This window comes from Stenotrophomonas sp., from assembly GCF_032056425.1.
Lineage (GTDB): Bacteria > Pseudomonadota > Gammaproteobacteria > Xanthomonadales > Xanthomonadaceae > Stenotrophomonas.
The window spans coordinates 1-22,913 of the sequence record NZ_DAMBCN010000005.1; the positions used below are offsets into that span (position 1 = coordinate 1).

15 protein-coding genes and 1 tRNA gene are annotated in these 22,913 nt (G+C 67.7%); 3 read left to right on the top strand and 13 right to left on the bottom strand.

Annotated elements, in window-relative coordinates; genetic code table 11:
• Positions 1 to 155: 155 nt before the first annotated feature.
• The gene (locus RTY46_RS05380) at positions 156 to 1,070 is read right to left on the bottom strand and encodes a LysR family transcriptional regulator (RefSeq protein WP_312707054.1); all 915 of its coding nucleotides are present in this window, start codon (positions 1,068 to 1,070) and stop codon (positions 156 to 158) included.
• Positions 1,071 to 1,209: 139 nt separating this feature from the next.
• Here RTY46_RS05380 and RTY46_RS05385 point away from each other — a divergent pair, with 139 nt between their 5' ends.
• Positions 1,210 to 1,911 (top strand): pirin family protein, encoded by a 702-nt coding sequence (locus RTY46_RS05385; RefSeq protein WP_312707056.1) that lies wholly within the window; start codon positions 1,210 to 1,212, stop codon positions 1,909 to 1,911.
• Between the two features lie 46 nt (positions 1,912 to 1,957).
• Here the strand turns inward: RTY46_RS05385 and RTY46_RS05390 are convergent, their stop codons facing one another.
• Positions 1,958 to 3,070, bottom strand: a complete 1,113-nt coding sequence (locus RTY46_RS05390; RefSeq protein ID WP_312707057.1) for an alpha/beta fold hydrolase — start codon at positions 3,068 to 3,070, stop codon at positions 1,958 to 1,960.
• 232 nt (positions 3,071 to 3,302) lie between these two features.
• Here RTY46_RS05390 and RTY46_RS05395 point away from each other — a divergent pair, with 232 nt between their 5' ends.
• A complete protein-coding gene (locus tag RTY46_RS05395; protein ID WP_312707058.1) occupies positions 3,303 to 5,678 on the top strand; it encodes a TonB-dependent receptor in 2,376 nt (791 codons plus the stop codon).
• An 8-nt stretch (positions 5,679 to 5,686) separates the two neighbouring features.
• Complete coding sequence (locus RTY46_RS05400; protein ID WP_312707237.1) at positions 5,687 to 7,795, top strand: phospholipase C, phosphocholine-specific; 2,109 nt, start codon at positions 5,687 to 5,689, stop codon at positions 7,793 to 7,795.
• Between the two features lie 44 nt (positions 7,796 to 7,839).
• Here RTY46_RS05400 and RTY46_RS05405 read toward each other — a convergent pair whose 3' ends face one another.
• The 11 genes from RTY46_RS05405 to RTY46_RS05455 form a co-directional block, all read right to left on the bottom strand.
• Entirely contained in the window at positions 7,840 to 8,322 is a 483-nt protein-coding gene (locus tag RTY46_RS05405) for a LuxR family transcriptional regulator (RefSeq protein ID WP_312707060.1), read from the bottom strand.
• Between the two features lie 101 nt (positions 8,323 to 8,423).
• Entirely contained in the window at positions 8,424 to 13,091 is a 4,668-nt protein-coding gene (locus tag RTY46_RS05410; RefSeq protein ID WP_312707061.1) for an ATP-dependent helicase, read from the bottom strand.
• A gap of 184 nt (positions 13,092 to 13,275) precedes the next feature.
• A tRNA-Ser gene (locus RTY46_RS05415) sits at positions 13,276 to 13,368 on the bottom strand.
• 78 nt (positions 13,369 to 13,446) lie between these two features.
• A complete protein-coding gene (gene csrA / locus RTY46_RS05420; protein ID WP_108749250.1) occupies positions 13,447 to 13,650 on the bottom strand; it encodes a carbon storage regulator CsrA in 204 nt (67 codons plus the stop codon).
• 150 nt (positions 13,651 to 13,800) lie between these two features.
• On the bottom strand, positions 13,801 to 16,449 hold the full coding sequence (alaS, locus tag RTY46_RS05425) for an alanine--tRNA ligase (RefSeq protein ID WP_312707062.1): 2,649 nt from the start codon (positions 16,447 to 16,449) through the stop codon (positions 13,801 to 13,803).
• 109 nt (positions 16,450 to 16,558) lie between these two features.
• Positions 16,559 to 17,050, bottom strand: coding sequence for a recombination regulator RecX (gene recX, locus RTY46_RS05430; RefSeq protein ID WP_312707063.1), 492 nt, complete (start codon positions 17,048 to 17,050; stop codon positions 16,559 to 16,561).
• A 111-nt stretch (positions 17,051 to 17,161) separates the two neighbouring features.
• Positions 17,162 to 18,199: a recombinase RecA gene (gene recA, locus RTY46_RS05435; RefSeq protein ID WP_312707064.1), complete on the bottom strand. Its 1,038-nt coding sequence runs from the start codon at positions 18,197 to 18,199 to the stop codon at positions 17,162 to 17,164.
• A gap of 204 nt (positions 18,200 to 18,403) precedes the next feature.
• Positions 18,404 to 19,039, bottom strand: a complete 636-nt coding sequence (gene lexA / locus RTY46_RS05440) for a transcriptional repressor LexA (protein ID WP_005412936.1) — start codon at positions 19,037 to 19,039, stop codon at positions 18,404 to 18,406.
• 186 nt (positions 19,040 to 19,225) lie between these two features.
• Complete coding sequence (gene ubiB, locus RTY46_RS05445; RefSeq protein WP_312707065.1) at positions 19,226 to 20,908, bottom strand: 2-polyprenylphenol 6-hydroxylase; 1,683 nt, start codon at positions 20,906 to 20,908, stop codon at positions 19,226 to 19,228.
• Between the two features lie 35 nt (positions 20,909 to 20,943).
• Entirely contained in the window at positions 20,944 to 21,438 is a 495-nt protein-coding gene (locus tag RTY46_RS05450) for a nicotinamide-nucleotide amidohydrolase family protein (protein ID WP_312707066.1), read from the bottom strand.
• 62 nt (positions 21,439 to 21,500) lie between these two features.
• Positions 21,501 to 22,808 (bottom strand): MFS family transporter, encoded by a 1,308-nt coding sequence (locus tag RTY46_RS05455; protein WP_312707067.1) that lies wholly within the window; start codon positions 22,806 to 22,808, stop codon positions 21,501 to 21,503.
• Between the last annotated feature and the right edge of the window lie 105 nt (positions 22,809 to 22,913).

Below are 22,913 nucleotides of genomic sequence, written 5' to 3' on the forward strand. Positions count from 1 at the left end.
CAAGCCTACAGGGACGTACTTGCGGCGTCCCCGCAATCCGACACCGCCCCGCCATCCCACGGACACCCAGCTTTTGCCGTTGCAGTTGCCGTTGCAGTGAGCAGGTGCAGGGCGCAGCCCTGCAGACCACGCCCCCATCCACGCATGGCGTGGATCTACCCCATGGCCTGCCACCACTGCGCCAGCAGTTCCGGCCTGCGCAGCCGCTCACGCCACCAGCGCAGGGCCGCGCCATCCTCTCCGGTGCGCCAGGCCAGCCAGAAGGTCTCTTCCGCCTTGGGCTCTTCCACCTCGCGGATCACCAGCTCGCCACGCGCTACCGCCGCGCGCGCGCACGGCTCGGGCAGGAAGCCGAATCCCAACCCCTGGCATTGCAGCTTCAGCTTGCTGGCCATGTCCGGCACCGTCAGGATCTCCTGCCCCATCAGCAGGCCCACGGTGCGCGGCAGCAGGCGCCGCGCGGAATCGGACACCGCAATGGCGCAATGCTCGGCCAGATGCTCGCGGCCCAGCACACCCGGCACCTGCGCCAGCGGATGATCCGGCGCCACCGCAAACACGAAATCGACGCTGCCCAGCGGCTCCACCACGTAGCCCCCACCACTGGGCCCCTCACCCGCCGCCCCCACCAGCAGGTCGGCACGACGGTCCAGCAACGCCTCCCAGGTGCCCGACAGCGCCTCGCCGAACAGCCGCAGGCGCGTAGGCGCCTCGATAGCGCGGAACGCGGCGATATCCGGCCCGAGCAACCAGGTCGGGAACATCGAATCCACCGCCAGGCTCAGCTCCGCCTCCCAGCCCGAGGCCACCCGGCGCACCCGCAGCTCCAGCTCGCGGGCAGCACGCAGCAGGTGGCGGCCCTCGTCCAGCAGCGCGCGCCCGGCCTCGGTCAGCTCGGCGCGAGGGCCCACCCGATCGAACAACTGCACGCCCAGGTCTTCCTCCAGCTTGGCCACCGTGTAGGAAATGGTGGACGGCACCTTGTGCAGGGCCTTGCCGGCCCCGGCAAACGAGCCGCGGCGGTCGATGGCGTCCAGGATCTGCAGGGCATCGAGGCTGATCTTGAGCATTCGAAAATTTCGATGATGGCTGTCAAAACTATCCGTTTTTCAAACCCGCGGCGCAAGCAGATACTTCTCTCCAACGGGTAAACACAGCGGCCACCGGCCCACCCCGCCCCATCGAAACCATCGAACAAGGAGAATCATCATGCTGCAGATCCGCAAGAGCGCTACCCGTGGCCTGGCCGAGCATGGCTGGCTGTCGTCCCGCCACACCTTCTCCTTTGCCAGCTACTACGACCCGCGCTACGTCAGCTTCGGCCCGCTGCGGGTCATCAACGAAGACAAGGTGATCGGCGGCCAGGGCTTCGGCACCCACAGCCACAGCAACATGGAGATCATTTCCTACGTGCTGGGCGGCGCGCTGGAGCACAAGGACTCGATGGGCACCGGTTCGGTGCTGCGCTACGGCGACGTGCAGGTGATGAGCGCCGGCAGCGGCGTCAGCCACAGTGAGTTCAACCACTCGGCCTCCGATCCGGTGCACTTCCTGCAGATCTGGGTCTTCCCGGACCGCGAGAACATCGAACCGTCCTACCGCGAGACCCACTTCACCCCGGAAAGCAAGCGCGGCCAGCTGCGCCTGATCGCCTCGCCCGACGGTGCCGACGGTTCACTGCGCATCCAGCAGGACGCCCGCATCTTCGCCACCATTCTGGATGGCGAGCAGAAGCTGCACCATGCCCTGGCCACCGGCCGTGGTGCCTATGTGCAGGTGGCCCGCGGCCAGCTGCAGGTGAACGGCATCACTCTGGAAGCCGGCGATGCCCTGCAGGTCATCGACGAAGCGCAGCTGACCCTGGAAAACGGCAACGACGCCGAAGTGCTGGTGTTCGACCTGCCGCTGTAAGAGACGGAAAACCTGCGGTGCCGTATGGCACCGCAGGTGCAGCGGTTCACGCCCGCCAATGCGCCTGCGCCGGCAAGCGCGGCGCTGGGCACGTCGCTGCCGGATGCTGCGCATCGCGCGCCATCCAGTCGTCCACCACACCCGCCAGCAGGTCCAGCCGCAACGGCAGGGTGATGTGGTCTTCGCCACGCATTTCGATGTAGTGCGCGCGCGGATTGGCCTGGGCCAGTTCGCGCCCCTGGCTGACCGGGATGTGCTGGTCGCCCTGGCCATGCAGCAGCAACACACAGGCACGGGTATCGGCCAGTGCGCGGGCCACGTCCACGCGGTCCAGGTCCAGGTCCAGGCGCTGCCCGGCGGCGGCCACCACCTGATCGATATCCTGGCCGCCGTAACGCCAGCGGGCATAGCCGGCGATCATCTGCGCCTTCAGCCCTTCCGGCTGCAACGCCATCAGGTGCGGAATCATCGTGCGGATGGCCACCCCCGCGTTGGCGAATGATTCCATCGCCACCACGCCTTGCACCTGGTCGCCCAGCTTGTCCGCCGCGAACAGCGCAGTGGCCGCGCCATAAGACACCCCGAACAGGTACAGCGGACCGCGTATCTCGCCGCGCGCACGCAGTGCGGCAATCACGTCCACGACATCATCGGACTCGTAGGTGCCGTAGCCGGAAGGCCCGGCACCCGACTGGCCGTGGTTGCGCAGGTCCAGGGTCACCACGCGGTAGCCCTGCCCGGCCAGCTGCAGTGACCACGGCAGCATCGAATCACCATTCATCATCCAGCCGTGCAGCAGCACCACGGTGCCGCGCGGTGCCTGCGCACGGAACGGATGCGGCAACGCCAGACTCAGCCCGGTGTCCAGTGGCAGACCGTTCTGGTGTTGCTGCGGCAGGTAGTTGTAGCGGGCGCCGTAATCGCCCGGATCGAACACCCGCCAGAAGATCGGCACGCCCTCACGACCGGCAGCGAAGCCATGTCGGGTGGGGAGTGCTGCGATGGCAGCGGCCAGCCGCGGCTGGTCCAGCAGGGTCGAGACCCCGCCCGGCGCAACCAAACGGTCGCTGAGCGAGGTGGAACCGGCATTGATCGAGGAGGAGCATGCAGCCAGCCACAGGCCGGCGCACGCCAGCAGGAGCAGCAGCAGGCGCTTCATGGGCATCAAGGGAAAGGGACGACAGCGCGACAGGCTATCTGCGTCACGGCGTGTCATCTATCGCACTGTCATGACGAGTTGATGACAACCCAGCCACGGTTCAGCCCCCGCTCTGCCCCACGGCCGCGCTGTGACCGCCGCCGCAGTGCCATCGAACCTGCGTCTTCACGTCACCCCCATGTCATTGGCGCTGCCGACACTCCCGGGCTTTCCCACCGAAGGTCCACCCTCAATGCCCATGCGTGCGCCGTTCCCCCGCCTCTCCCTGCTGGCCCTGCTGATCGCCCCCGCCCTGGATGCCATGGCCGCAGCGCCTGCGGCCGACGCCAATACCGCCAGTACCGATGCGCGCACGCTGGACCAGGTTCAGGTGATCGGCCAGGCCACCAGCTACGCCAAGACCGCGGTCAGCGCAGAATCCCTGAACCGGCAGATGGCGATGAGCAGCGTGAACGATGCGCTGAACGAAGTACCAGGGGTGGTGGTCAGCGAAGCCGACGCGACCGGATCGTCGGTGTGGGGCACCCAGATCAGCATGCGCGGCTTTGTCACCAACCGCGATACCCAGCAGATCGGCACCACCATCGACGGCCTGCCCAACGGCGGCTCCGGCTACGGCGGCGGCTCGCTGGCCAACCGCTACATCGACACCCTGGATCTGGAAACGGTGGAAGTCAGCCAGGGCACGGCCGATATTTCCTCGCGTTCCAACGAAGCACTCGGCGGCACGCTCAACTTCCTCACCAGCGACCCGCTGCACGACAGCCGCCTGCGCTTCGTGGTCGGCGCCGGTGACAACGACGCCCGCAAGTACTACGTGCGCTACGACACCGGCCTGCTGGGCGGCCACACCCGCGCCTGGATCAGCGCCTCCTCGGCCGAAGTGAACGACTGGATCGACGGCACCGGCCATGCCAGCAACGACCATATCGCCGGCAAGTTCATCACCGAACTGGATCGCTGGACGCTGACCGGCTACCTGTCCTACAACGACGCCGACGAGCCGGAGTACACCAGCGTCACCCCGCAGGGCTTCGCCACCCAGCCCAACCGCGACAATCTGGTCGGCAGCCTCACCGGCATTCCCTACCTGGACCAGAACTACCGCTCCGGTTCGCGCGCCCTGCGCGAGAACACCTTCGGCTACCTGCGCGCCGCCTTCGACGGCGGCAACGGCTTCAAGGCCTCGATGGCGGCCTACGGCCACCGCATGCAGGGCCGCGGCGACTGGCTGCCGCCCTACCTGGCCGATGTCAGCGCCGACGGCGCCGGCCGCCCGGAATCGGAATACCTGGGCGGCCGCACCGTGTACGGCGGCGGCAACCTGGGCCAGATCTACTTCGTGAACCCCGACGGCAGCGCCGCCCAGCCGATTGCCGGCTGCACGCCGCGCGCCGGCTTCAGCGCCGAGTACGATCCGAACTGCTACGCCGGCAACGTGCTGGGTGCGCAGTCCTACCGACACACCCATTACGACAACGACCGCATGGGCGTCACCGCAGACGTGGAATGGCGGCAGACCTTCGGCAGCGTGGACAACACGATCCGTGGCGGCCTGTGGGTGGAGAAGTTGGACCGTACGGCGCGCCGCGACTGGCACCGCCTGCTCAGCGTCGGCCAGAACATCGGCTTCGACCACCAGCCGTACTGGGTGCAGTTCGATGATCGTTACAAGGTCGATGAGCAGATGTACTACATCGAGGATGTGGCGCGCCTCGGCCCGTTCAGCGCACGCCTGGGCGTGAAGCAGTTCTTCGTCGACCAGTCGCGCCGGCGCACCATCGGTGCCAACGAACAGATCAGCAGCGACTCGAAGTCCGACCCGCTGCTGTCCACCGGCTTCACCTGGGCCCCCGGCCCGGAAGGCATGGAGCTGTTCGCCGGCTTCTCGCAGAACTTCGCGGCCATCCCGTCCGGGGTGCTGGGCGAGACCGACCCGCAGCGCTTCCGCAACGTGGAACCGGAAACGGCCGACAACATCGAACTGGGCCTGCGCATCAGCCGCTGGCCGCTGACCGCATCGGTCACCCTGTACAACATCCGCTTCGACAACCGCATCGTCTACCTGCCGGCCGGCCTGGTCAGTGGCATCGACTACCTGGACGAGACCGATGGCGTGTACGAGAACTTCGGCGGCGTGGAAAGCAATGGCCTGGAAGCCGCGTTCGGCTACGGCTGGGACAACGGCTGGCGGATCAATGCCGCCTACACCTACAACCGCTCCACCTATCTGGGCAGCGGTGATGCCGCCCGCGATACCGAACTGGGCATCGTCGACGGCGCCAAGGTGATCGGGCAGGCGGAAAACACCCTGGTGCTGTCGGCCGACTGGCAGGGCGCGAACTGGAACTTCGGCCTGTCCGGGCGCTACCTGGGCCGCCGCTACCTGGATGCGGCCAACGTCAACACGCTGCCCTCGGCCACCGTCTTCAACGCCAACATCGGCTTCGACCTGCAGGGCCTGTCGCCGCGCCTGAAGGGCATGGGCGCCAACCTGGTGGTGAGCAACCTGACCGACAAGCGGTATCTTGCAGGGGTGGATGGTCGCGATTCCGCCTTCATCGGCGCGCCGCGTACCGTTGGCATCTCTTTCCGTGTGGATCTGTGAGCAAACCCGTGACGGATTTCGGCCGACGCCGGTTGTTGCAGGCCGGCGTGGCTGCCGGCCTTTCCCCGCTGCTGCCCAGCATTGCCCGGGCCGCGGCGATCGCCCCGGCGGCGCATACGCGCAGCCTGCAGGACCTGCAGCACATCGTGGTGTTCATGCAGGAGAACCGCTCGTTCGACCACTACTTCGGCACCCTGCCCGGCGTGCGCGGTTTCGGTGATCGGTTCGTAGCGCCGGCACCGCCGCTGGCCGGGGCCGAGGGGCCGCGCACGCTGTGGCTGCAGCCCGATGCCGACGGCAACCGGGCGATCGCGCCCTTCGCCCTGGATACGGCCCGGCACTTCGGCTACATGCGCGTGGAAGGCACCCCGCATACCTGGCCCGACGCGCAGCGCGCCTGGGACCACGGGCGCATGGCGCACTGGCCCCAGGCCAAGCAGAACCACGCGATGGGCTATTTCCAGCGGTCCGACCTGCCGTTCCAGTTCGCCCTGGCCGAAGCGTTCACCGTCTGCGATGCCTACCACTGCGCCATGCAGGCCGGCACCAACCCGAACCGCGTGTTCCTGTGGACCGGCCACAACGATGCCTTTGCACGGGCCGGTGGCCCAGTGATCGCCAATTCCCACGACAACTTCCCCGAGTACGGCGGGCACCCGCAGTCGTACCGCTGGGCCAGCTACGTGGAACGCCTGCAGCAGGCCGGCGTGTCCTGGCAGATCTACCAGGACATGGACGACAACTTCACCGACAACCCGCTGGCCGGCTTCGAAGCGTTCCGCCAGGCCTACCGCGGCGCTGAAGGACATGACCCGCAACTGCGCAGCCGCGCGGTCAGCAGCCGCGGTCTGGCACAGCTGCGCCAGGATGTGATCGACGGAACGCTGCCGCAGGTCAGCTTCATCATTGCCGACGCCGCCGGCAGCGAGCATCCCGGACCGTCCAGCCCCGCCCAGGGTGCGGCCTACACCGCGCGCGTGCTCGATGCGCTTACCGCCGATCCTGAGGTGTGGAGCCGTACCGCGCTGCTGCTGATGTTCGACGAGAACGACGGCTTCTTCGACCACATGCCGCCGCCGGCACCGCCGTCCGCGCAGGGCGATGGCTGGGCCGGCGCTTCTGCGGTCAGTACCGAAGGCGAATACCACCTGCATCCGGCGCCGGGCGATGAGAAGTACGACGACGCCGACCTGCGCGGCCGACCCTATGGACTGGGGCCGCGCGTGCCGCTGTATGTGATCTCGCCCTGGAGCCGCGGGGGTTGGGTCGACTCGCAGGTGTATGACCATACCTCGGTGCTGCGCCTGATCGAGCGCCGCTTCGGGGTGGCCTGCCCGGACATCTCACCGTGGCGGCGCGCGGTCAGCGGTGATCTGGTCAACGCGTTCGACTTCGCCCAGCGCGACACCCGGCCGTTCGTGCGCGCCCTGCCCGATGTCAGCGCGGTGGCCGCCCGCGCCGCCACCTTGCCTGGGCGTACCGTGCCGGCATTGCCGGACGATCTGCAGCCTGCGCGGCAGGAACGCGGCGTGCGCCCGGCGCGTGCGCTGCCCTATCGCCCGCAGGTGCAGGTGCAGTCGCGCGATACCGACAGCATCGGCCTGGCGCTGTCGTGCGAAGGCGCTGCTGCCGTGCTGCACGTGTACGACCGCCTGCGGCTGGAACAGATTCCGCGGCGCTATACCCTGCTGCCGGGGAAGCCGTTGCAGGACCACTGGCCGCTGGATGCACAGGGGCGCTACGACCTGTGGGTGCTGGGCCCGAACGGCTTCCATCGCCACTTCCAGGGAAATGCGGGTGCGCCTGCACTTCAGGCGTGGGTGCAGCACAGCGACGCCAAGCTGCGGCTGTCGTTGCGCAATCCGGGCACCACTACGCAGACGGTCCGCGTGAGCGCCGGTGCCTACGCCGGCCACATGCCGGAACAGACGCTGTCGCTGGCCGCCGGTGCCGAACAGGTGCTGGACTGGAATGCCGCACCCACTGCGGGCTGGTATGACCTGCACCTGCAGGCCGGTGAGCAGCAGCTGCGCCTGGCCGGTCGCGCCGAAGATGGTCGCCCCGGCAGCAGCGACCCGGCGATGGGCAGCCAGCCGCTGCGCTTCGAGCACAGCTGAATCCCTGCGCGGGCACGCGGCGCCTGCCCTGCGCGAGCGTTCGCTCAGGGCAGGCGCCGGAACAGGTTGGTCTGCAGGATCGGCGTGCCCTCGTGGGTGTAGAACGCCTTGGTCTCGGTCATCGTCGACGGGTCGGCCGCGATCGTGTAGATGCGCGTGGACGCGGGGGCGCCATGGTCGACCAGCTGCATCACCAAGGTGGACGGCGACGGCAGCTTGAGGTTGGCCTGGTCAGCGCCGTAGGTGCCCGACAGCGGGCCCGGCGTGCCATCCAGCGACAGCGTGCCGTCGGACTTCATGGTCTTGCCATCGTGCAGCACGATGTCCACGTGCGAGCTCCAGCGGCCGCCACCGGCATCCTTGAATTCCAGCACCACCTGCTTCGGACGCTGTGCTTCCGGCAGGGCCGACGTGGAGACGTCCAGCAACCAGCGGCCCAGCAGTGGCGACGGGGAGGCATCGGCAGCGACAGCAGCACCGGCCTGCAGTGACAGCGCGGACAGCAGCACAGCGGACAACAGCTTCATGCAAGTCTCCGTTCAAGTGAAGAAGGATCTGCGGCAACCCGTGCGCACACTGGAACACAGTTTCACCCAGCCGCCTGTTCACGCTCGCGCTGGGCGGGACGTCAGCCGTTCCAGCCCAGCCCGCGCGGCTCACTGCTGAACCCCGCCGCGCGCAGCGCGTCCACGGCAAGGCCGCGGTGAACCGGCTCGGCATTGATCCGCTGCAGCGTGAAGGACAGCCGCCGACCGCGCCGCAGGCCGACGGCCAGCGCCTGTGCCGCCGCCGTCCAGCGCGCTGCAGCGCTCTCGTCCGTGTCATCGATCCAACTGGACAGCTGGCGTCCCCCTTGCGGCAGGTACAGCTGCAGCCGACCTTCACCGATCACCACCAGCGCACCGGCGCGTCGCACCGGCCGCGAACCGGCCAGGGTCTGCGGCCAAGGCAACAGGCTGCCGAACGGGTTGGCCGGATCCAGCGCGGACAGCGCAACCCATCCGCCAGGGCCATCCGCACGTTCGGCACAGACACGCAGGTGGTCGATGTCTGCGCGCTGGGCGAACTGGGCACCGCCCATCCCCTGCACGAAGCGCCCGCGCAGCAGCTGGCCCGCGTCCTCCATGCTGCGCAGCACCGGCCGCAGTGCCGGGAAGCCGCCGGCCACGGCCTCGCTCATCGCCGCGCTGCGGGTGAGCACCGTGTAGCGGTCCAGCAGCGCTTCGGTCTGCGCCAGCGCACGCACCGTGTCATTGGCCCGCTCCTGTGGCAGCAGCGACCAGCGCCCGGCCAGCGTCGGCCCCGCGCTGCTGGCCAGCGCCAGTCCCGCGCTTCCCGTCGCCAAGGGCATGAAGGCAACGTCGCGACGCCGGCGGGAAACGGACATCGGCCGCGTCCGCGCCGGGCGCACGCCGTCGGGCGCGCGCAGCGGTGCCCACAGGTCACTGCTGATCTGCCCGCGCCACGCCAGCTGCCACAGCGCCGTCTGGAAATCCTCGCCTGCACTGCCTGCATCCCCGAGATGCGGCTGTACCTGCATCGCCAGCTGGTGGGCGAAGAACGCACCGCCTGCAGCCAGCACCTTCAGGATCGCCTGCTGCATCGGCGATGGGATGTCATCGCTGTCCATGAGCGGCAGGGTTTCGGCCGCACGATCGCGTAGGTGCAGCGACACCCGTCCATCATCATCGCCCAGGCGGCCGTGGCCGGCCCAGAGCACCGTACCGGTGGCCAGTAGTTCGTCCAGCAGCGCGGGCGTGTAGCCGGGCACCCGCGCAGGCAGCACCTGCTGCTCCCACAGCGATGCCGGCAGCGGCAGCCCCGCCAGTTGCGCGATCACCTGCAGCACGGCGTCGCTGCCCCAGCCAGGCGTGGCGTTCGGCAGCACACCCTGCCCTTCCAGCAATACGCCAACATAGGCGTCCACCGGTACCGGCCGCGTTGCCTCACGGGCGGCCTGCAGCGAGCGCAGCCGCAACCGCTGCAGCACATCGGCGGCCACCCATTCATGGGCCGCGCGCGGCGAAGGCGGGGCGGCGTTGCCAGGGGGCTGGCGACGGTCAAGGCCGAAGCGCCCCCGAATGATCCGGCCCTGCTCCTGCAACAGCTGCAGCGCATCGTCCACCACCGCCACGCCCAATCCAAAGCGGGCCGCCACGCTGCCGCTGCTGAAGGGCCCAGAGTGGCGCGCGTGCCGGCCGAGCAGGTCACCCAGTGGATCCACCACCGATGCCAGGAACACCTCGGCAATGTCCGCGGGCGGTTCGATCCCGAGGGCATCGCGCAGCCGTGCGGCGTCCTCCACTGCTGCCCACTGTTCAACACCGGCAACGGTCACGCGGATGGCACGCCCAGCAGCCTGCAACACCTGCAGCCAGGCCACCACCTGCGTGGGTTCGGTGATGCGCTGCGCGATGTCGCTGGCCGGCAATGGACCAAGCTCGCGCAGCAGGTCGGCCACGCCTTCGCTGCCACGCGCGTGGCGGGGCGGGTCCAACCGCTGCAGTTCACGCGCGACGGTGGCCACCACCTCATCGTCCAACAGCTCACCGAGGTCGACCTGGCCGAGCAGCTCGGCGAGCAGGCCACTGTCGAGCGACAACACCGATGCACGGCGCTCAGCCAGGGGCACGTCGGCTTCGTACATGAACTCGGCGACATAGCCGAACAACAGGTCCGCCGCGAAGGGCGACGGCACGGCCGTCTCCACTTCGACCACCTGGACCTGTCCGGCCTGCACGCGCAACATCAGTGCATCCAGCGCGTCCAGGTCGTAGACATCCTGCAGGCATTCGCGCGCGGTCTCGACCAGAATGGGAAAACCCTCGTGGCCACGCGCGATCTCCAGCAACTGCCCCGCACGCAGTCGCTGCTGCCACAACGGCGAGCGCTTGCCCGGCGTGCGGCGCGGCAGCAGCAGGGCACGCGAGGCGCACTCACGGAAACGCGCGGCGAACAACGCAGACCCGGTAACCGACAGCGTGATGGTGCGGCGCAGGCTGGCCGCGTCGAACAGAAAGACGCCCGCGCCCGGCGCAGCGCCGCTGCGGTCAGGCATGCGCACGATGATGCCATCGTCGCTGGCCACCACGGCCGGGTCGATGCCCGCCTGCTCGCGCAGCCGCGCGGCCACCGCCAGTGCCCAGGGGTCGTGCACGCGACGTCCGTAGGGCGAATGCAGCATCAGCCGCCAATCGCCCAGTTCATCGCGGCAGCGCTCGACCACCAGGCGCAGGTCGGTCGGCAGCACGCCGGTCGCCTGCTGCTGCTCGGCAACAAGCGCCAGCATGTTGCCGATCGCACTGTCGTCCAGGCCTCGCCCGCGCAGCCGTGCCAGCAGCGCCGGTGACGGCTCGCCGGCGACGCACGGATCGGCTTCCAGTTCGGCAAGGAACGCGCCGGTGGCCTGCCCCAGTTCGGCCGGGCGCCCCATGCCCTCGCCACGCCAGAACGGCAGCCGCGCCGAGCGCCCGGGTGCGGGTGTCACCACGACCTGGTCGAGGGTGATCTGGTCGATGCGCCAGGACGTGGCGCCGAGAGTGATCACATCGTTCACCCGCGACTCGTGCACCATCTCCTCGTCCAGCTCGCCCACCCGACGCGAGCCGGCCTGCTCTTCGCCCTCGGGCAGCACCACGGTGTACATGCCGCGGTCCGGGATCGTGCCGCCACTGGTGATCGCCAGCTGCCGGGCACCGGGACGAGCGGTCAACGTGCCTGTTTTCCGGTCCCACACCAGGCGCGGGCGGAAGCCCGCGAATTCGTCGGACGGATAGCGTCCGGCCAACATGTCCAGCACCGCATCGAACGCACTGCGGGGCAACGTGCGGTAAGGCGCCGCGCGGCAGACCCGTGCAAACCAGGCCTCCGCATCGAGTGGCTCCATCGCCACCGCGGCAACGGTCTGCTGGGCCAGCACATCAAGCGGGTTGCGCGGTGGATCGATGGCTTCGATGCGGCCCTCCAGCATGCTGTCCACCACCACGGCGGCATCGACCAGGTCACGTCGTGTACGCGGGTAGAGCAGGCCGCGCGACATACCGCCCACCTGGTGTCCCGCACGCCCCACCCGCTGCAGTGCACTGGACACCGACGGCGGCGCCGCCACCTGGATGACCAGATCCACCAGGCCCATGTCGATGCCCAGCTCGAGGCTGGACGTCGCTACGACGCAGCGCAGTTCACCCGTCTTCAGCGCCTGCTCGATGGCGGCGCGCTGCTCCTTGGACACCGAGCCATGGTGCGAGCGCGCGATCACCGCGTCGGATGCCGTGACGCGGTTCACCGTGCTGCCGGTAAATGATCCGTACGCGGTTGCGGCCGCACCTTCGGTGTCGCTCGCGTTTCCCGCGCTCGTGCGCTCGGCATGCAGCTCGTTGAGCCGCGCGGTGAGCCGTTCGGCCACGCCGCGCGAATTGGCAAAGACGATCGTTGAGCGATGCTGCATCACGTTATCGAGGATGCTGGCCTCCACGTGCGGCCAGATCGACCCCACGCGTGTGCCGGCCCCTCGCCCTTGCACCGGGCCGTGCATGGCCAGGTCGGTCATGTCCTCCACCGGCACCACGATCTTCAGCTGCAACTGCCGCTGCGAAGGCGGCTGCACCACCTGCACCGGGCGATCGCCGCCGAGGAAGGCGGCCAGGCCCTGCACCGGGCGCACCGTGGCAGACAGGCCGATGCGCTGTGCGGGCACCTGCAGCAAGGCATCCAGCCGTTCCAGGCTGAGGGCCAAGTGCGAGCCCCGCTTGCCGCCGGCCACGGCATGGATCTCATCGAGGATGACCGTATGCACATCGCGCAGGATCTCCCGCGCCTGTGACGTCAGCATCAGGTACAGCGACTCGGGCGTGGTGATCAGGATGTCCGGCGGACGCCGCAGCAGCCGCGCGCGGTCGCTGCTGCTGGAATCACCGGTACGCATGGCCACGGTAAGCGCAACGGCCGGGTCGCCGCGTTCACTGCGGCGCGCACTGATGCCCTGCAGCGGCACCTGCAGGTTGCGCTGCACATCGCTGCCCAGCGCCTTGATCGGCGACAGGTACAGCACGCGCGTGCGCGATACGGGCCTGGCCGCGGGGTCGCGGCGTGCATCGCCATCGCGCTCGGCGAACACCTGATCGATCGCGTGCAGGAAGGCCGCCAGCGTCTTCCCGGAGCCGGTGGGCGCGACCACCAGCGTGTGCTGGCCTGCAGCGATCGAGGCCCACGCCTGCTCCTGCACCGGCGTCGATGCTGCGAACGAGGAACGGAACCAGTCACGTGTGGCGGGATGGAAGTTCTGCAGGGAATCCAAGGCAGTGACGGTCGCTGTGTTCGACGGTTCGATGATACGGCGAAGCTGCACAACGCCGTGAAGAGCAGCGCGCCCGGCGAGCCGCAAGTGTCGAGACATGCATGCGACAGACAGCAGCACGCAGAGAAACGCGCACAACGAAAAACGCCCGCAGATCGGAAATCTGCGGGCGCTTTCTTGTATCTGGCGGAGCGAGAGGGATTCGAACCCTCGATAGAGCTTTTGACCCTATACTCCCTTAGCAGGGGAGCCCCTTCAGCCACTCGGGCATCGCTCCGGGGTTTTCGCCGCGTCTGGTGCGTTGCACCTCAGCGGGGCGTGAATCATAACGTTAATCAGACGCGAAGGTAAAGCTTTATTCGGCAGAATTTTCGTTGCCGGTGCTGCCGGCTTCGTCACCGCGCTGGATGCGCTGGTAGATCTCTTCGCGATGCACGGCAACGTCCTTCGGCGCAGTGATGCCGATGCGCACCTGATTGCCCTTGACGCCCAGAACAGTGACGCTGACCGAGTCACCGATCATCAGGGTTTCGCCAACGCGGCGAGTGAGGATCAACATTTTTGAGAGTCTCCATGGAACCGTGTGGAAGGGTATCCCCCACCGGCTTGACGCTCCGTCAAGAAGCGCCCCCACGACAAAGGGAAAAGATTCCGCAATGGTACCGTCAGCCGTCCCGCTCCTACAAGGAGGGGGACGGCCGGGCATTCATCACAGGCGGGGGCTGACCCATTCGACGACCGCGGACAGCGCGGTAGCAAGGGCGGGCCCGTCCTCGCCACCACCCTGGGCGAGGTCCGGGCGTCCGCCGCCCTTGCCCCCGATCTGACCAGCGATATGGGACAACAGTTCCCCGGCCTTGACCTTGCCCATTGCACTGCCGTTCACGCCAGCAACCAGGGCCGCCTTGCCATCCTGGGCACCGGCGAGCACGATCACCGCGTCACCCAGCTGATGCTTCAGGCGGTCGATGGCATCGCGCAACGCCTTGGTATCGAAGCCCTCCAGGCGCGCGGCCAGCACCTTCACCCCGGCCACTTCGACCGCCTGGCTGGACAGGTCAGCGGTGGCGCCGGCGGCAACCTTGGCCTTGACCGCTTCCAGTTCGCGTTCCAGCTGCTTCTGGCGCTGGCCCAGCGCACGGATCTTCTCAACCACATCGGCAGCGCTGCCGCCCAGCAGTTCGGCCGCTTCGGCCAGGCGGGCCTCTTCGGCATCCACGTAGTCCAGCGCGCCCTGCCCGGTCACCGCCTCGATGCGGCGCACGCCGGCCGAGACACCGCCTTCGGAGGTGATCTTGAACAGACCGATATCGCCGGTGCGGCCGACATGGGTACCGCCACACAGTTCGGTGGAGTAGTCACCCATCTTCAGCACGCGCACGTTTTCGCCGTACTTCTCGCCGAACAGCGCCATGGCGCCGAAGTCCAAAGCTTCCTGCATGCCCATGTTGTGCACTTCGGCAGCATTGTTGGCGCGCACCTGCTGGTTGACCTTGCGCTCGATGACCGCCAGTTCCTCGGCCGAGATCGGCTGGAAATGCGAGAAGTCGAAGCGCAGGCGGTCCGGGGCCACCAGCGAGCCCTTCTGCTGCACGTGGGTGCCCAGCACTTCGCGCAGGGCGGCATGCAGCAGGTGGGTAGCCGAGTGGTTGAGGATGGTGGCGCCACGGCGCTCGCCATCGACCTGGCCCGCCAGCACGTCGCCCACCTTCAGACCGCCTTCGGCCAGGGTGCCGACGTGGCCATGGAACTGGCCGGCGAATTTCTGCGTGTCGGTCACGTCCAGGCGCACGCCGGCGCCGCTCAGCACACCGGTATCGCCCACCTGGCCGCCGGATTCGGCATAGAACGGGGTCTTGTCGGTAATCACGATGACCGCATCGCCGGCGTCAGCCGAGGACACCGGGCGACCATCCTTCAGCACGGCCAGCACGGTCAGGCCATCGGCCTGCAGGCGGTCGTAGCCCAGGAACGAGGTCGGGGTGAGGGTCGCCACCAGTTCGGCCGGCAGGGTCACGCCGCCACCGAACTTGCCTGCGGCACGCGCCGTTTCGCGCTGCTGTTCCATGGCCGCGTCGAAACCGGCGATGTCCACGGTCAGCTCGCGCTCGCGGGCGATGTCCTGGGTCAGGTCCAGCGGGAAGCCATAGGTGTCGTACAGGCGGAAGGCGTCGACGCCCGGAATGACGCCGTTGCCGGCCTTGGCCGCCACGTCTTCGAAGATCTTCATGCCGGCGTCGAGGGTTTCGGCGAAACGCTCCTCTTCGGCCTGCAGGGCACGGGTGACGGTGTCCACGGCGGCCGGCAGTTCCGGGTAGGCTTCGCCCATCTGCTCGACCAAGGTCGGCACCAGCTTGCTGAAGAACGGCTGGCGCACGCCCAGCATCCAGCCGTGGCGCAGGGCGCGGCGGATGATGCGGCGCAGGACATAGCCACGGCCTTCGTTGGACGGCAGCACGCCGTCGACGATCAGGAACGAACAGGCGCGGATGTGATCGGCGATCACGCGCAGCGACTTGTTTTCCAGATCGGCGGTGCCGGTCAGTTCGCTGGCCTTGCGGATCAGCGCCTGGAACAGGTCGATCTCGTAGTTGGTGTGCACGTGCTGCAGGATCGCCGCCAGGCGTTCCAGGCCCATGCCGGTATCCACGCACGGCGCCGGCAGCGGCACCAGGGTGCCGTCGGGCTGGCGGTCGAACTGCATGAAGACCAGGTTCCAGATCTCGATGAAGCGGTCGCCGTCTTCGTCCGGCGAACCCGGGGGGCCACCGGCGATATGGTCGCCATGGTCATAGAAGATCTCGGTGCACGGGCCGCAGGGACCGGTATCGGCCATCTGCCAGAAGTTGTCCGAGGCGAACGGGGCACCCTTGTTGTCGCCGATGCGCACGATGCGCTCTTCGGGAATGCCGACCATGTCGCGCCACAGCGCATAGGCTTCGTCGTCGGTCTGGTAGACGGTGACCAGCAGGCGCTCGGCCGGCAGCTTCCAGACCTGGGTCAGCAGTTCCCAAGCCCAGGCAATGGCGTCCTTCTTGAAGTAGTCACCGAAGGACCAGTTGCCCAGCATTTCAAAGAAGGTGTGGTGGCGCGCGGTGTAGCCCACCTGGTCCAGGTCGTTGTGCTTGCCGCCGGCGCGCAGGCAGCGCTGCACGTCGGCCGCGCGCACGTAGCTGCGCTTTTCCGCGCCAAGGAACACGTCCTTGAACTGCACCATGCCGGAGTTGGTGAACAGCAGGGTCGGATCGTTGCCCGGCACCAGCGGCGCGGACGGCACGATGGTGTGGCCTTTGCCCTTGAAGAATTCAAGGAAATCGCTGCGGATCTGGGAGGTCGTGAATTTGACGGATGCGTTCATTGGGGGCTGGCAGTCTGCGGGCCGGCGACCCCGCACCGCCGGCCGCACTGGCCGGGGTCGCGACGGACCGCCGAAAACCTAAAGGGTAGCAGGCCCGGCGCCGCCAGTCTCAGTCATCCGGGTCGAAGCGGGTGGCGCGGCGGATGGTGTCGCCGTCGAAGCCCCGGCGGGCCAGCAGATCGGCGGCCTTGCGGCGCTGGGCCAGGTCCTGTGGACCGTCCTCGCCGAAGCGGCGGCGGACCAGATCGCGAGCGTTCTCCTGCCAATCGCCCTCGTAGCTGTCCATGGCGGCGCTGATGGCCGCACTGTCCAGGCCATGGGTACCCAGCTCAGCGCGCACGTGGATCGGGCCATAACCGGTATTGGCGCGCATGCGTACCAGGTTTTCGGCAAAACGGGCGTCGTCCTGCCAGCCGGCCTCGGTCAGCTTGGCCACGGCGGCCTGGGCCGCCTCGTCCTCGATCCCGCGGGCGGTCAGCTTGCGGGTCAATTCCTTGCGGGAATGCTCACGCCGCACCAGCAGGCCCAGGGCGCGCTGCACCGGCGTCTGCTCGCGGGGCCGGCGCTTGCGGCCGGTGGGGACGTCGTCAGCGTCGGACATCGGTTACTCCAAGGGTGGCGCCGTCCGTGGCACCCAGCCCATCCGTGGGCGATTCGAACCTGCGGGACAGGGCAACGTCACTGACGGCGCCGCCCTGCCCCACAGCAAGACTTACTCGTCGTCGCCGTCGTCGTCGCCTTCTTCGCGCACGGCTTCGGCCGGCTGGAACTTCTCGCGCAGCTCGGCTTCCAGCTTGGCAGCCACGGACGGGTTGTCGCGCAGATAGCCGCGGGCGTTGTCCTTGCCCTGGCCGATACGCTCTTCGCCGTAGCTGTACCAGGCGCCTGCCTTCTCGACCAACTTGGCGTCCACGCCCATGTCGATCAGTTCGCCCTCGCGGCTGATGCCCTCGCCGTACAGGATTTCAGTGATGACCTGCTTGAACGGCGGCGCCAGCTTGTTCTTGACGACCTTGATCTTGGTCTGGTTGCCGATGATCTCGTCGCCCTTCTTGATCGCACCGATGCGGCGGATATCCAGACGGACCGAGGCGTAGAACTTCAGCGCATTGCCGCCGGTGGTGGTTTCCGGGCTCTGGCCCGGCATCATCACGCCGATCTTCATGCGCAGCTGGTTGATGAAGATCACCAGCGTGTTGGAACGCTTGATGTTGCCGGTCAGCTTGCGCAGGGCCTGGCTCATCAGGCGGGCCTGCAGGCCCGGCAGCTGATCGCCCATTTCGCCTTCGATTTCAGCCTTCGGGGTCAGCGCGGCAACCGAGTCGATCACCAGGATGTCCACCGAACCCGAACGCACCAGCATGTCGGCGATTTCCAGCGCCTGCTCACCGGTATCGGGCTGCGACAGCAGCAGGTCGTCCACGTTCACGCCCAGCTTGGCGGCGTAGATCGGGTCAAGGGCATGCTCGGCATCGATGAAGGCCGCGGTGCCGCCCATCTTCTGGCATTCAGCAATGGCCTGCAGCGTCAGGGTGGTCTTGCCCGACGATTCCGGACCATAGATTTCAACGACACGGCCCTTCGGCAGACCGCCGATGCCCAGTGCGATGTCGAGCATCAGCGAACCGGTCGGGATGGCTTCGACGGGCTCGACCACTCGGTCGCCCATGCGCATCACCGATCCCTTGCCGAACTGCTTCTCGATCTGGCCCAGAGCAGCAGCCAAGGCGCGCTTCTTGTTCTCGTCCATCGTATTGGTCCTTGCAGAGGTCATGTCGTTGGGGGTGCTGTCTTTGGGGGTCTTCTTTGCCATGGGTTCACTTTAAGTCGGACGTATCGCACAGGCTGAGATTCTGCCCGGCGCTCTGAAAAGAATTATCGGACATCCGTACCAACCTCAGTGGAACCAGAGAATCGCCACAAAAGACCGCGGGGAAATGTGCAGTGGAACGGGTCAACGGTTGGGCCGCAGCAGGCCGCAGTACAGACCTTCGATCGCGAAGTCCTGGTCGGGCAGGACTTCGATCGGCTTGTAGTCGGGGTTGCGCGGCAGCAGACGGATGCGGTCCTTGGCGATCTTCAGCAGCTTGACGGTGATCTCGTCATCGATGCGGGCCACCACGATCTGCCCGGAATGGGCGTCGCGGGTGCGGTGCACACCGATCAGGTCACCGTCGAAGATGCCTTCGTCGATCATCGAGTCGCCCTGCACCTTCAGCAGGTAATCCGGCGCGGGCGAGAAGAACACCCGGTCCAACACCACGAAATCGTCCGAGCCGATGTCCGCACCGATCGGCAGACCGGCCGCGACACGGCCCAGTACCGGTAGCCGCAGGACGCTGTCGGGCAGCCCCGGCTCGGCCAGCTTTTCCACCGGCGGCGCCTGCACCAGGCGGATGCCGCGGGCCTGGCCCGGGATGCGACGGATCGCCCCGGCCTGTTCCAGTGCCTCCAGGTGGTACTGGGCCGCGCGTACGCCCTTGAAGCCGAAGGCGCGTGCGATTTCAGTCTGCGACGGCGGTGCGCCCTCGCTCTCGATACGCTCGGCGATCAACTGCAGGATCGCCTGCTGGGTGTCGGTCAGGTCCATGGTTAGTAGTATTACTACTAACAAGCAGGACCGCAAGTGCCGCAGACGACACGGCGACATCTGCGGTGCCGAGCCATGCTCGGCAATGTGGCGAATGGCTGGGCTGGGCTGGACTGACCTGGGCAAGAGCAGCCGAGCATGGCTCGGCCCTACAGGAATCGCGCAGCGATTCCGCGGTAAACACACTCATGTGTGTTTACCGCTTCTCCATATCGAGAACAGGATCCACACCCCGCACAGCCCCGCACCGACGAAGCCGCACACCCCCAGGGCCAGCAGCCAGCGGCTGGAGATGCCGCCCACGCTGTGCATCACGATGGACGAGCCGATGATGAGCGCGGCGGTGACGATGCCCATCACCAGCCGGTTGGCGGCCCGGTTCACCTGATCGCCGAAACCCTGCAGGGCGCTGGTTTCCACTTTCAACTGCAGGCGACCACGGCGCGCGGCCTGCACCAGCTTGCGCAGGTCGCGGGGCAGCTCTCCGGCCAGCTCGATCATGCCCTGCAGGGAGCGGCGGCCACGCTTGATCAGCGCCCGCGGGGCGTAACGCTGCAGCACCACGCGCTCCAGGAACGGCCGCGCCGCGCTGGCCATGTCGAACTCCGGGTCCAGCTGCCGGCCCATCCCCTCCAGGGTCAGGAACGCCTTGATCATCAGCGCCAGGTCGGCCGGCAGGGTCAGGCTGTAGCTGCGCAGCAGCTGGGTGATGTCGCCCAGCATCAGGCCAATGCGCAGGTCCTTCAGCGGTACCCCACGGTACTGGTCCACGAACTGGCTGATGTCGTGCTGCAGCCGGTTTTCATCCACCTCCACGCCACCGGCCCAGTCCAGCAGCACGTCGGCCACCCCCTGCGGGTCCTGCTCCACCAGCCCGTGCAGCAGCTGGGCGACCTGGAAGCGGCGCACTTCGGACAGCGCGCCGACCATGCCGAAATCGATCACCCCGATCCGGCCGTCGCGCAGGTAGATGATGTTGCCGGGATGCGGGTCGGCATGGAAGCTGCCGTCCTCGAGCACCATCTTCAACACGATATCGGCGCCGCGCCGCGCCAATGCGCGCCGGTCAAGTCCAGCGGCGTCCACCGCGGCCAGATCGCGGCCGGGAATGCCGTCCACGAAGTCCTGTACGTTCAGGCTTTCGCAGGTCCACTGCCAGTGCACCGAGGGAACCAGGATGTCGTCGCGCCCCTGGAAATTGCGGGCGATGCGCTCGGCGTTGCGGCACTCGGCAGCGAAATCCAGCTCGCGGCGCAGCGATACGGTGAACTGCTGCACGACCTCGCCCGGCCGGTAGCGGCGCAGGTCTGGAAGGCGCGCTTCCACGATCTCGGCCAGGCGCGCCAGCAGCCGCAGGTCGGCTTCGACCACGTCACGGATGCCGGGCCGGCGCACTTTCAACACCACCTCGCTGCCGTCATGCAGGCGTGCCCTATGTGCCTGCGCCAGCGAGGCGGCCGCCATCGGCGTTTCATCCAGGAAGGCGAACACCTGCGCCGGCGGCGCCCCCAGGTCGGCCTCCAGCTGTTCACGGATGGCCGCGTACGGCAGGGCGGGAACCGCGTTCTGCAGTTCGGACAGCTCGGCGATCCAGTCCGGCGGCAACAGGTCCACGCGGGTGGCCAGCACCTGCCCCAGTTTCACGAATGTCGGCCCCAGGTCCTGCAGGGCGCTGCGCACCCGCACCGGTGCGGTCATGCGCAGCTTCTGCTGGCCTTCCTCGTTCCAGTGCAGCAGGCGGCCGGCGCGCTCCAGCACGCTGGCCAGGCCGATGCGCCGCACCACGTCACCGAATCCATGGCGGATCAGGACCGCCGCGATCTCCTGCAGCCGACCCAGGTCACGGACTGTGCCCAGTGTTTCCCACATCGCTGACGCCTCCGGTCAAGTACCGGGCCAGCATGTCACAGCTGGGCGTCGATTCCGTGCAAGGCCGCCGCCACGGTCTGCCGCCGGATGGCATCGCGGTCACCCTCGAACTGGAACAGTTCCGCGCGTGCATAGCCGCCCCGCCGCTTCCAACCGATCCAGACACTGCCCACCGGTTTGTCCGGGCTGCCACCGCCCGGGCCGGCGATGCCGGTCACCGCCACCGCGATGCCCGCGCCGGAATTGACCAACGCGCCGGACACCATTTCCAGCACCGCTTCGCGGCTGACCGCGCCGAACTGTTCCAGGGTCTGCGCGCGCACGCCCAGCAACCGCTGTTTGGCCTCGTAGCTGTAGACCACCATGCCGCAGTCGAAGAACGCCGAAGACCCGGCGACATCGGTCATGCACTTGGCGATCCAGCCACCGCTGCAGCTTTCAGCGGTGACCAGCTGCAGCGCGGCGTCCTGCAGGCGCTGCCCCAGTGCGGCGGCCTGGGCGTAGAGATCGGCATCGGTAGGAAGGGACATCGGCAGGTTTCGCGGAAACGACGGCACGTTGTACCGCAGATCCGCGCCGCTGTCCTGCCGCATCAAGGGTCGTGGTGCAGGTAGCGGGCCTGCGCCGGCAGACGCAGGCTGACCAGGAAGGCCACGACCATCATCACGGTGACGTACCAGAAGAACAGCTGCTCATGGCCCAGCTGCTTCAGCCCCAGCGCCGCGTACTCGGCGCTGCCGCCGAACACCGCATTGCCGATGGCATAGGCCAGGCCCACCCCGAGCGCGCGCACCTGGGGCGGGAACATTTCGGCTTTCACGATGCCGGAAATGGAGGTGTAGAAGCTGACGATGGCCAGCGCCAGCACGATCAGCCCGAAGGCCGCCCACGGGCTGGTGACGTGCTGCAGGGTGATCAAAATCGGCACGGTGGTGAGCGCGCCGAGCGCACCGAACAGCATCATGCTGGTGCGGCGGCCGATGCGGTCGGACAACATGCCGAACAGCGGCTGCATGCACATGTACAGGAACAACGCTCCGGTCATCACGTAACTGGCGGTCTTGATCGGCAGATGCACCGTGTTCACCAGGAACTTCTGCATGTACGTGGTGAAGGTGTAGAAGATCAGCGAGCCGCCTGCGGTATAGCCGAGCACGGTGAAGAAGGCGGCCTTGTGATCGCGGAACAGCGCGCCCAGCGTGCCCGCGTCCTTGTCATCGCGGCTCGATTCGCTCTGGGTTTCGTGCAGCGTCCGCCGCAGCAGCAGTGCCACCACGGCCGCGACGGCGCCCAGCACGAACGGAATGCGCCAGCCCCAGGCACGGATCTCGGCCTCGCTCAGCACCGATTCCATGATGACGATCACCAGCACGGCCAGCAGCTGGCCGCCGATCAGGGTGACGTACTGGAACGAAGAGAAGAATCCGCGCTGGCCACGCAGCGCGACTTCGCTCATGTAGGTGGCTGTGGTGCCGTACTCGCCGCCCACCGACAGGCCCTGGATCAACCGCGCCACCAGCAGCAGCACCGGCGCCAGCGCGCCGATGGTCGCGTAGGTCGGCAGGCAGGCCACCATCAGCGAACCGCCGCACATCATGCTGACCGAGATCAGCAGTGACTTCTTGCGCCCCAGCCGGTCGGCAATGCGACCGAACAGCCAACCGCCGATCGGCCGCATCAGGAAGCCGGCCGCGAACACGCCAGCCGTGTTGAGCAACTGCACGGTGGGATTGGAGGCGGGGAAGAACGCTCCCGCGAAGTAGATCGCGCAGAATGCGTAGACGTAAAAGTCGAACCACTCCACCAGGTTGCCGGACGAGGCCGACATGATGGCGAAGACGCGATGGCGCTTCTCCGCAGCGCTGTACTGGGGCAGATCGGCGGCCGGGGCCTGCGACATGGGGAACTCCGAAGGGGGCCGTGGGGGCCGACCTTCGGATCATCCTCCCGCCATGTGCAAGACGGTGTGCAGCATCAGGCGGCTGGCGTGCGGTAATCGGCTGGT

Bases quoted from the DNA above. Each gene is read 5' to 3' on its own strand.
- ubiB (WP_312707065.1), bottom strand. From the start codon at position 20,908: ATGTGGGAAACACTGGGCACAGTCCGTGACCTGGGTCGGCTGCAGGAG.
- RTY46_RS05405 (WP_312707060.1), bottom strand. From the start codon at position 8,322: ATGAAGCTGTTGTCCGCTGTGCTGCTGTCCGCGCTGTCACTGCAGGCC.
- RTY46_RS05390 (WP_312707057.1), bottom strand. From the start codon at position 3,070: ATGAAGCGCCTGCTGCTGCTCCTGCTGGCGTGCGCCGGCCTGTGGCTG.
- RTY46_RS05455 (WP_312707067.1), bottom strand. From the start codon at position 22,808: ATGTCGCAGGCCCCGGCCGCCGATCTGCCCCAGTACAGCGCTGCGGAG.
- RTY46_RS05395 (WP_312707058.1), top strand. From the start codon at position 3,303: ATGCCCATGCGTGCGCCGTTCCCCCGCCTCTCCCTGCTGGCCCTGCTG.
- recA (WP_312707064.1), bottom strand. From the start codon at position 18,199: ATGGACGAGAACAAGAAGCGCGCCTTGGCTGCTGCTCTGGGCCAGATC.
- RTY46_RS05380 (WP_312707054.1), bottom strand. From the start codon at position 1,070: ATGCTCAAGATCAGCCTCGATGCCCTGCAGATCCTGGACGCCATCGAC.
- RTY46_RS05385 (WP_312707056.1), top strand. From the start codon at position 1,210: ATGCTGCAGATCCGCAAGAGCGCTACCCGTGGCCTGGCCGAGCATGGC.
- lexA (WP_005412936.1), bottom strand. From the start codon at position 19,039: ATGGACCTGACCGACACCCAGCAGGCGATCCTGCAGTTGATCGCCGAG.
- csrA (WP_108749250.1), bottom strand. From the start codon at position 13,650: ATGTTGATCCTCACTCGCCGCGTTGGCGAAACCCTGATGATCGGTGAC.
- recX (WP_312707063.1), bottom strand. From the start codon at position 17,050: ATGTCCGACGCTGACGACGTCCCCACCGGCCGCAAGCGCCGGCCCCGC.
- alaS (WP_312707062.1), bottom strand. From the start codon at position 16,449: ATGAACGCATCCGTCAAATTCACGACCTCCCAGATCCGCAGCGATTTC.
- RTY46_RS05450 (WP_312707066.1), bottom strand. From the start codon at position 21,438: ATGTCCCTTCCTACCGATGCCGATCTCTACGCCCAGGCCGCCGCACTG.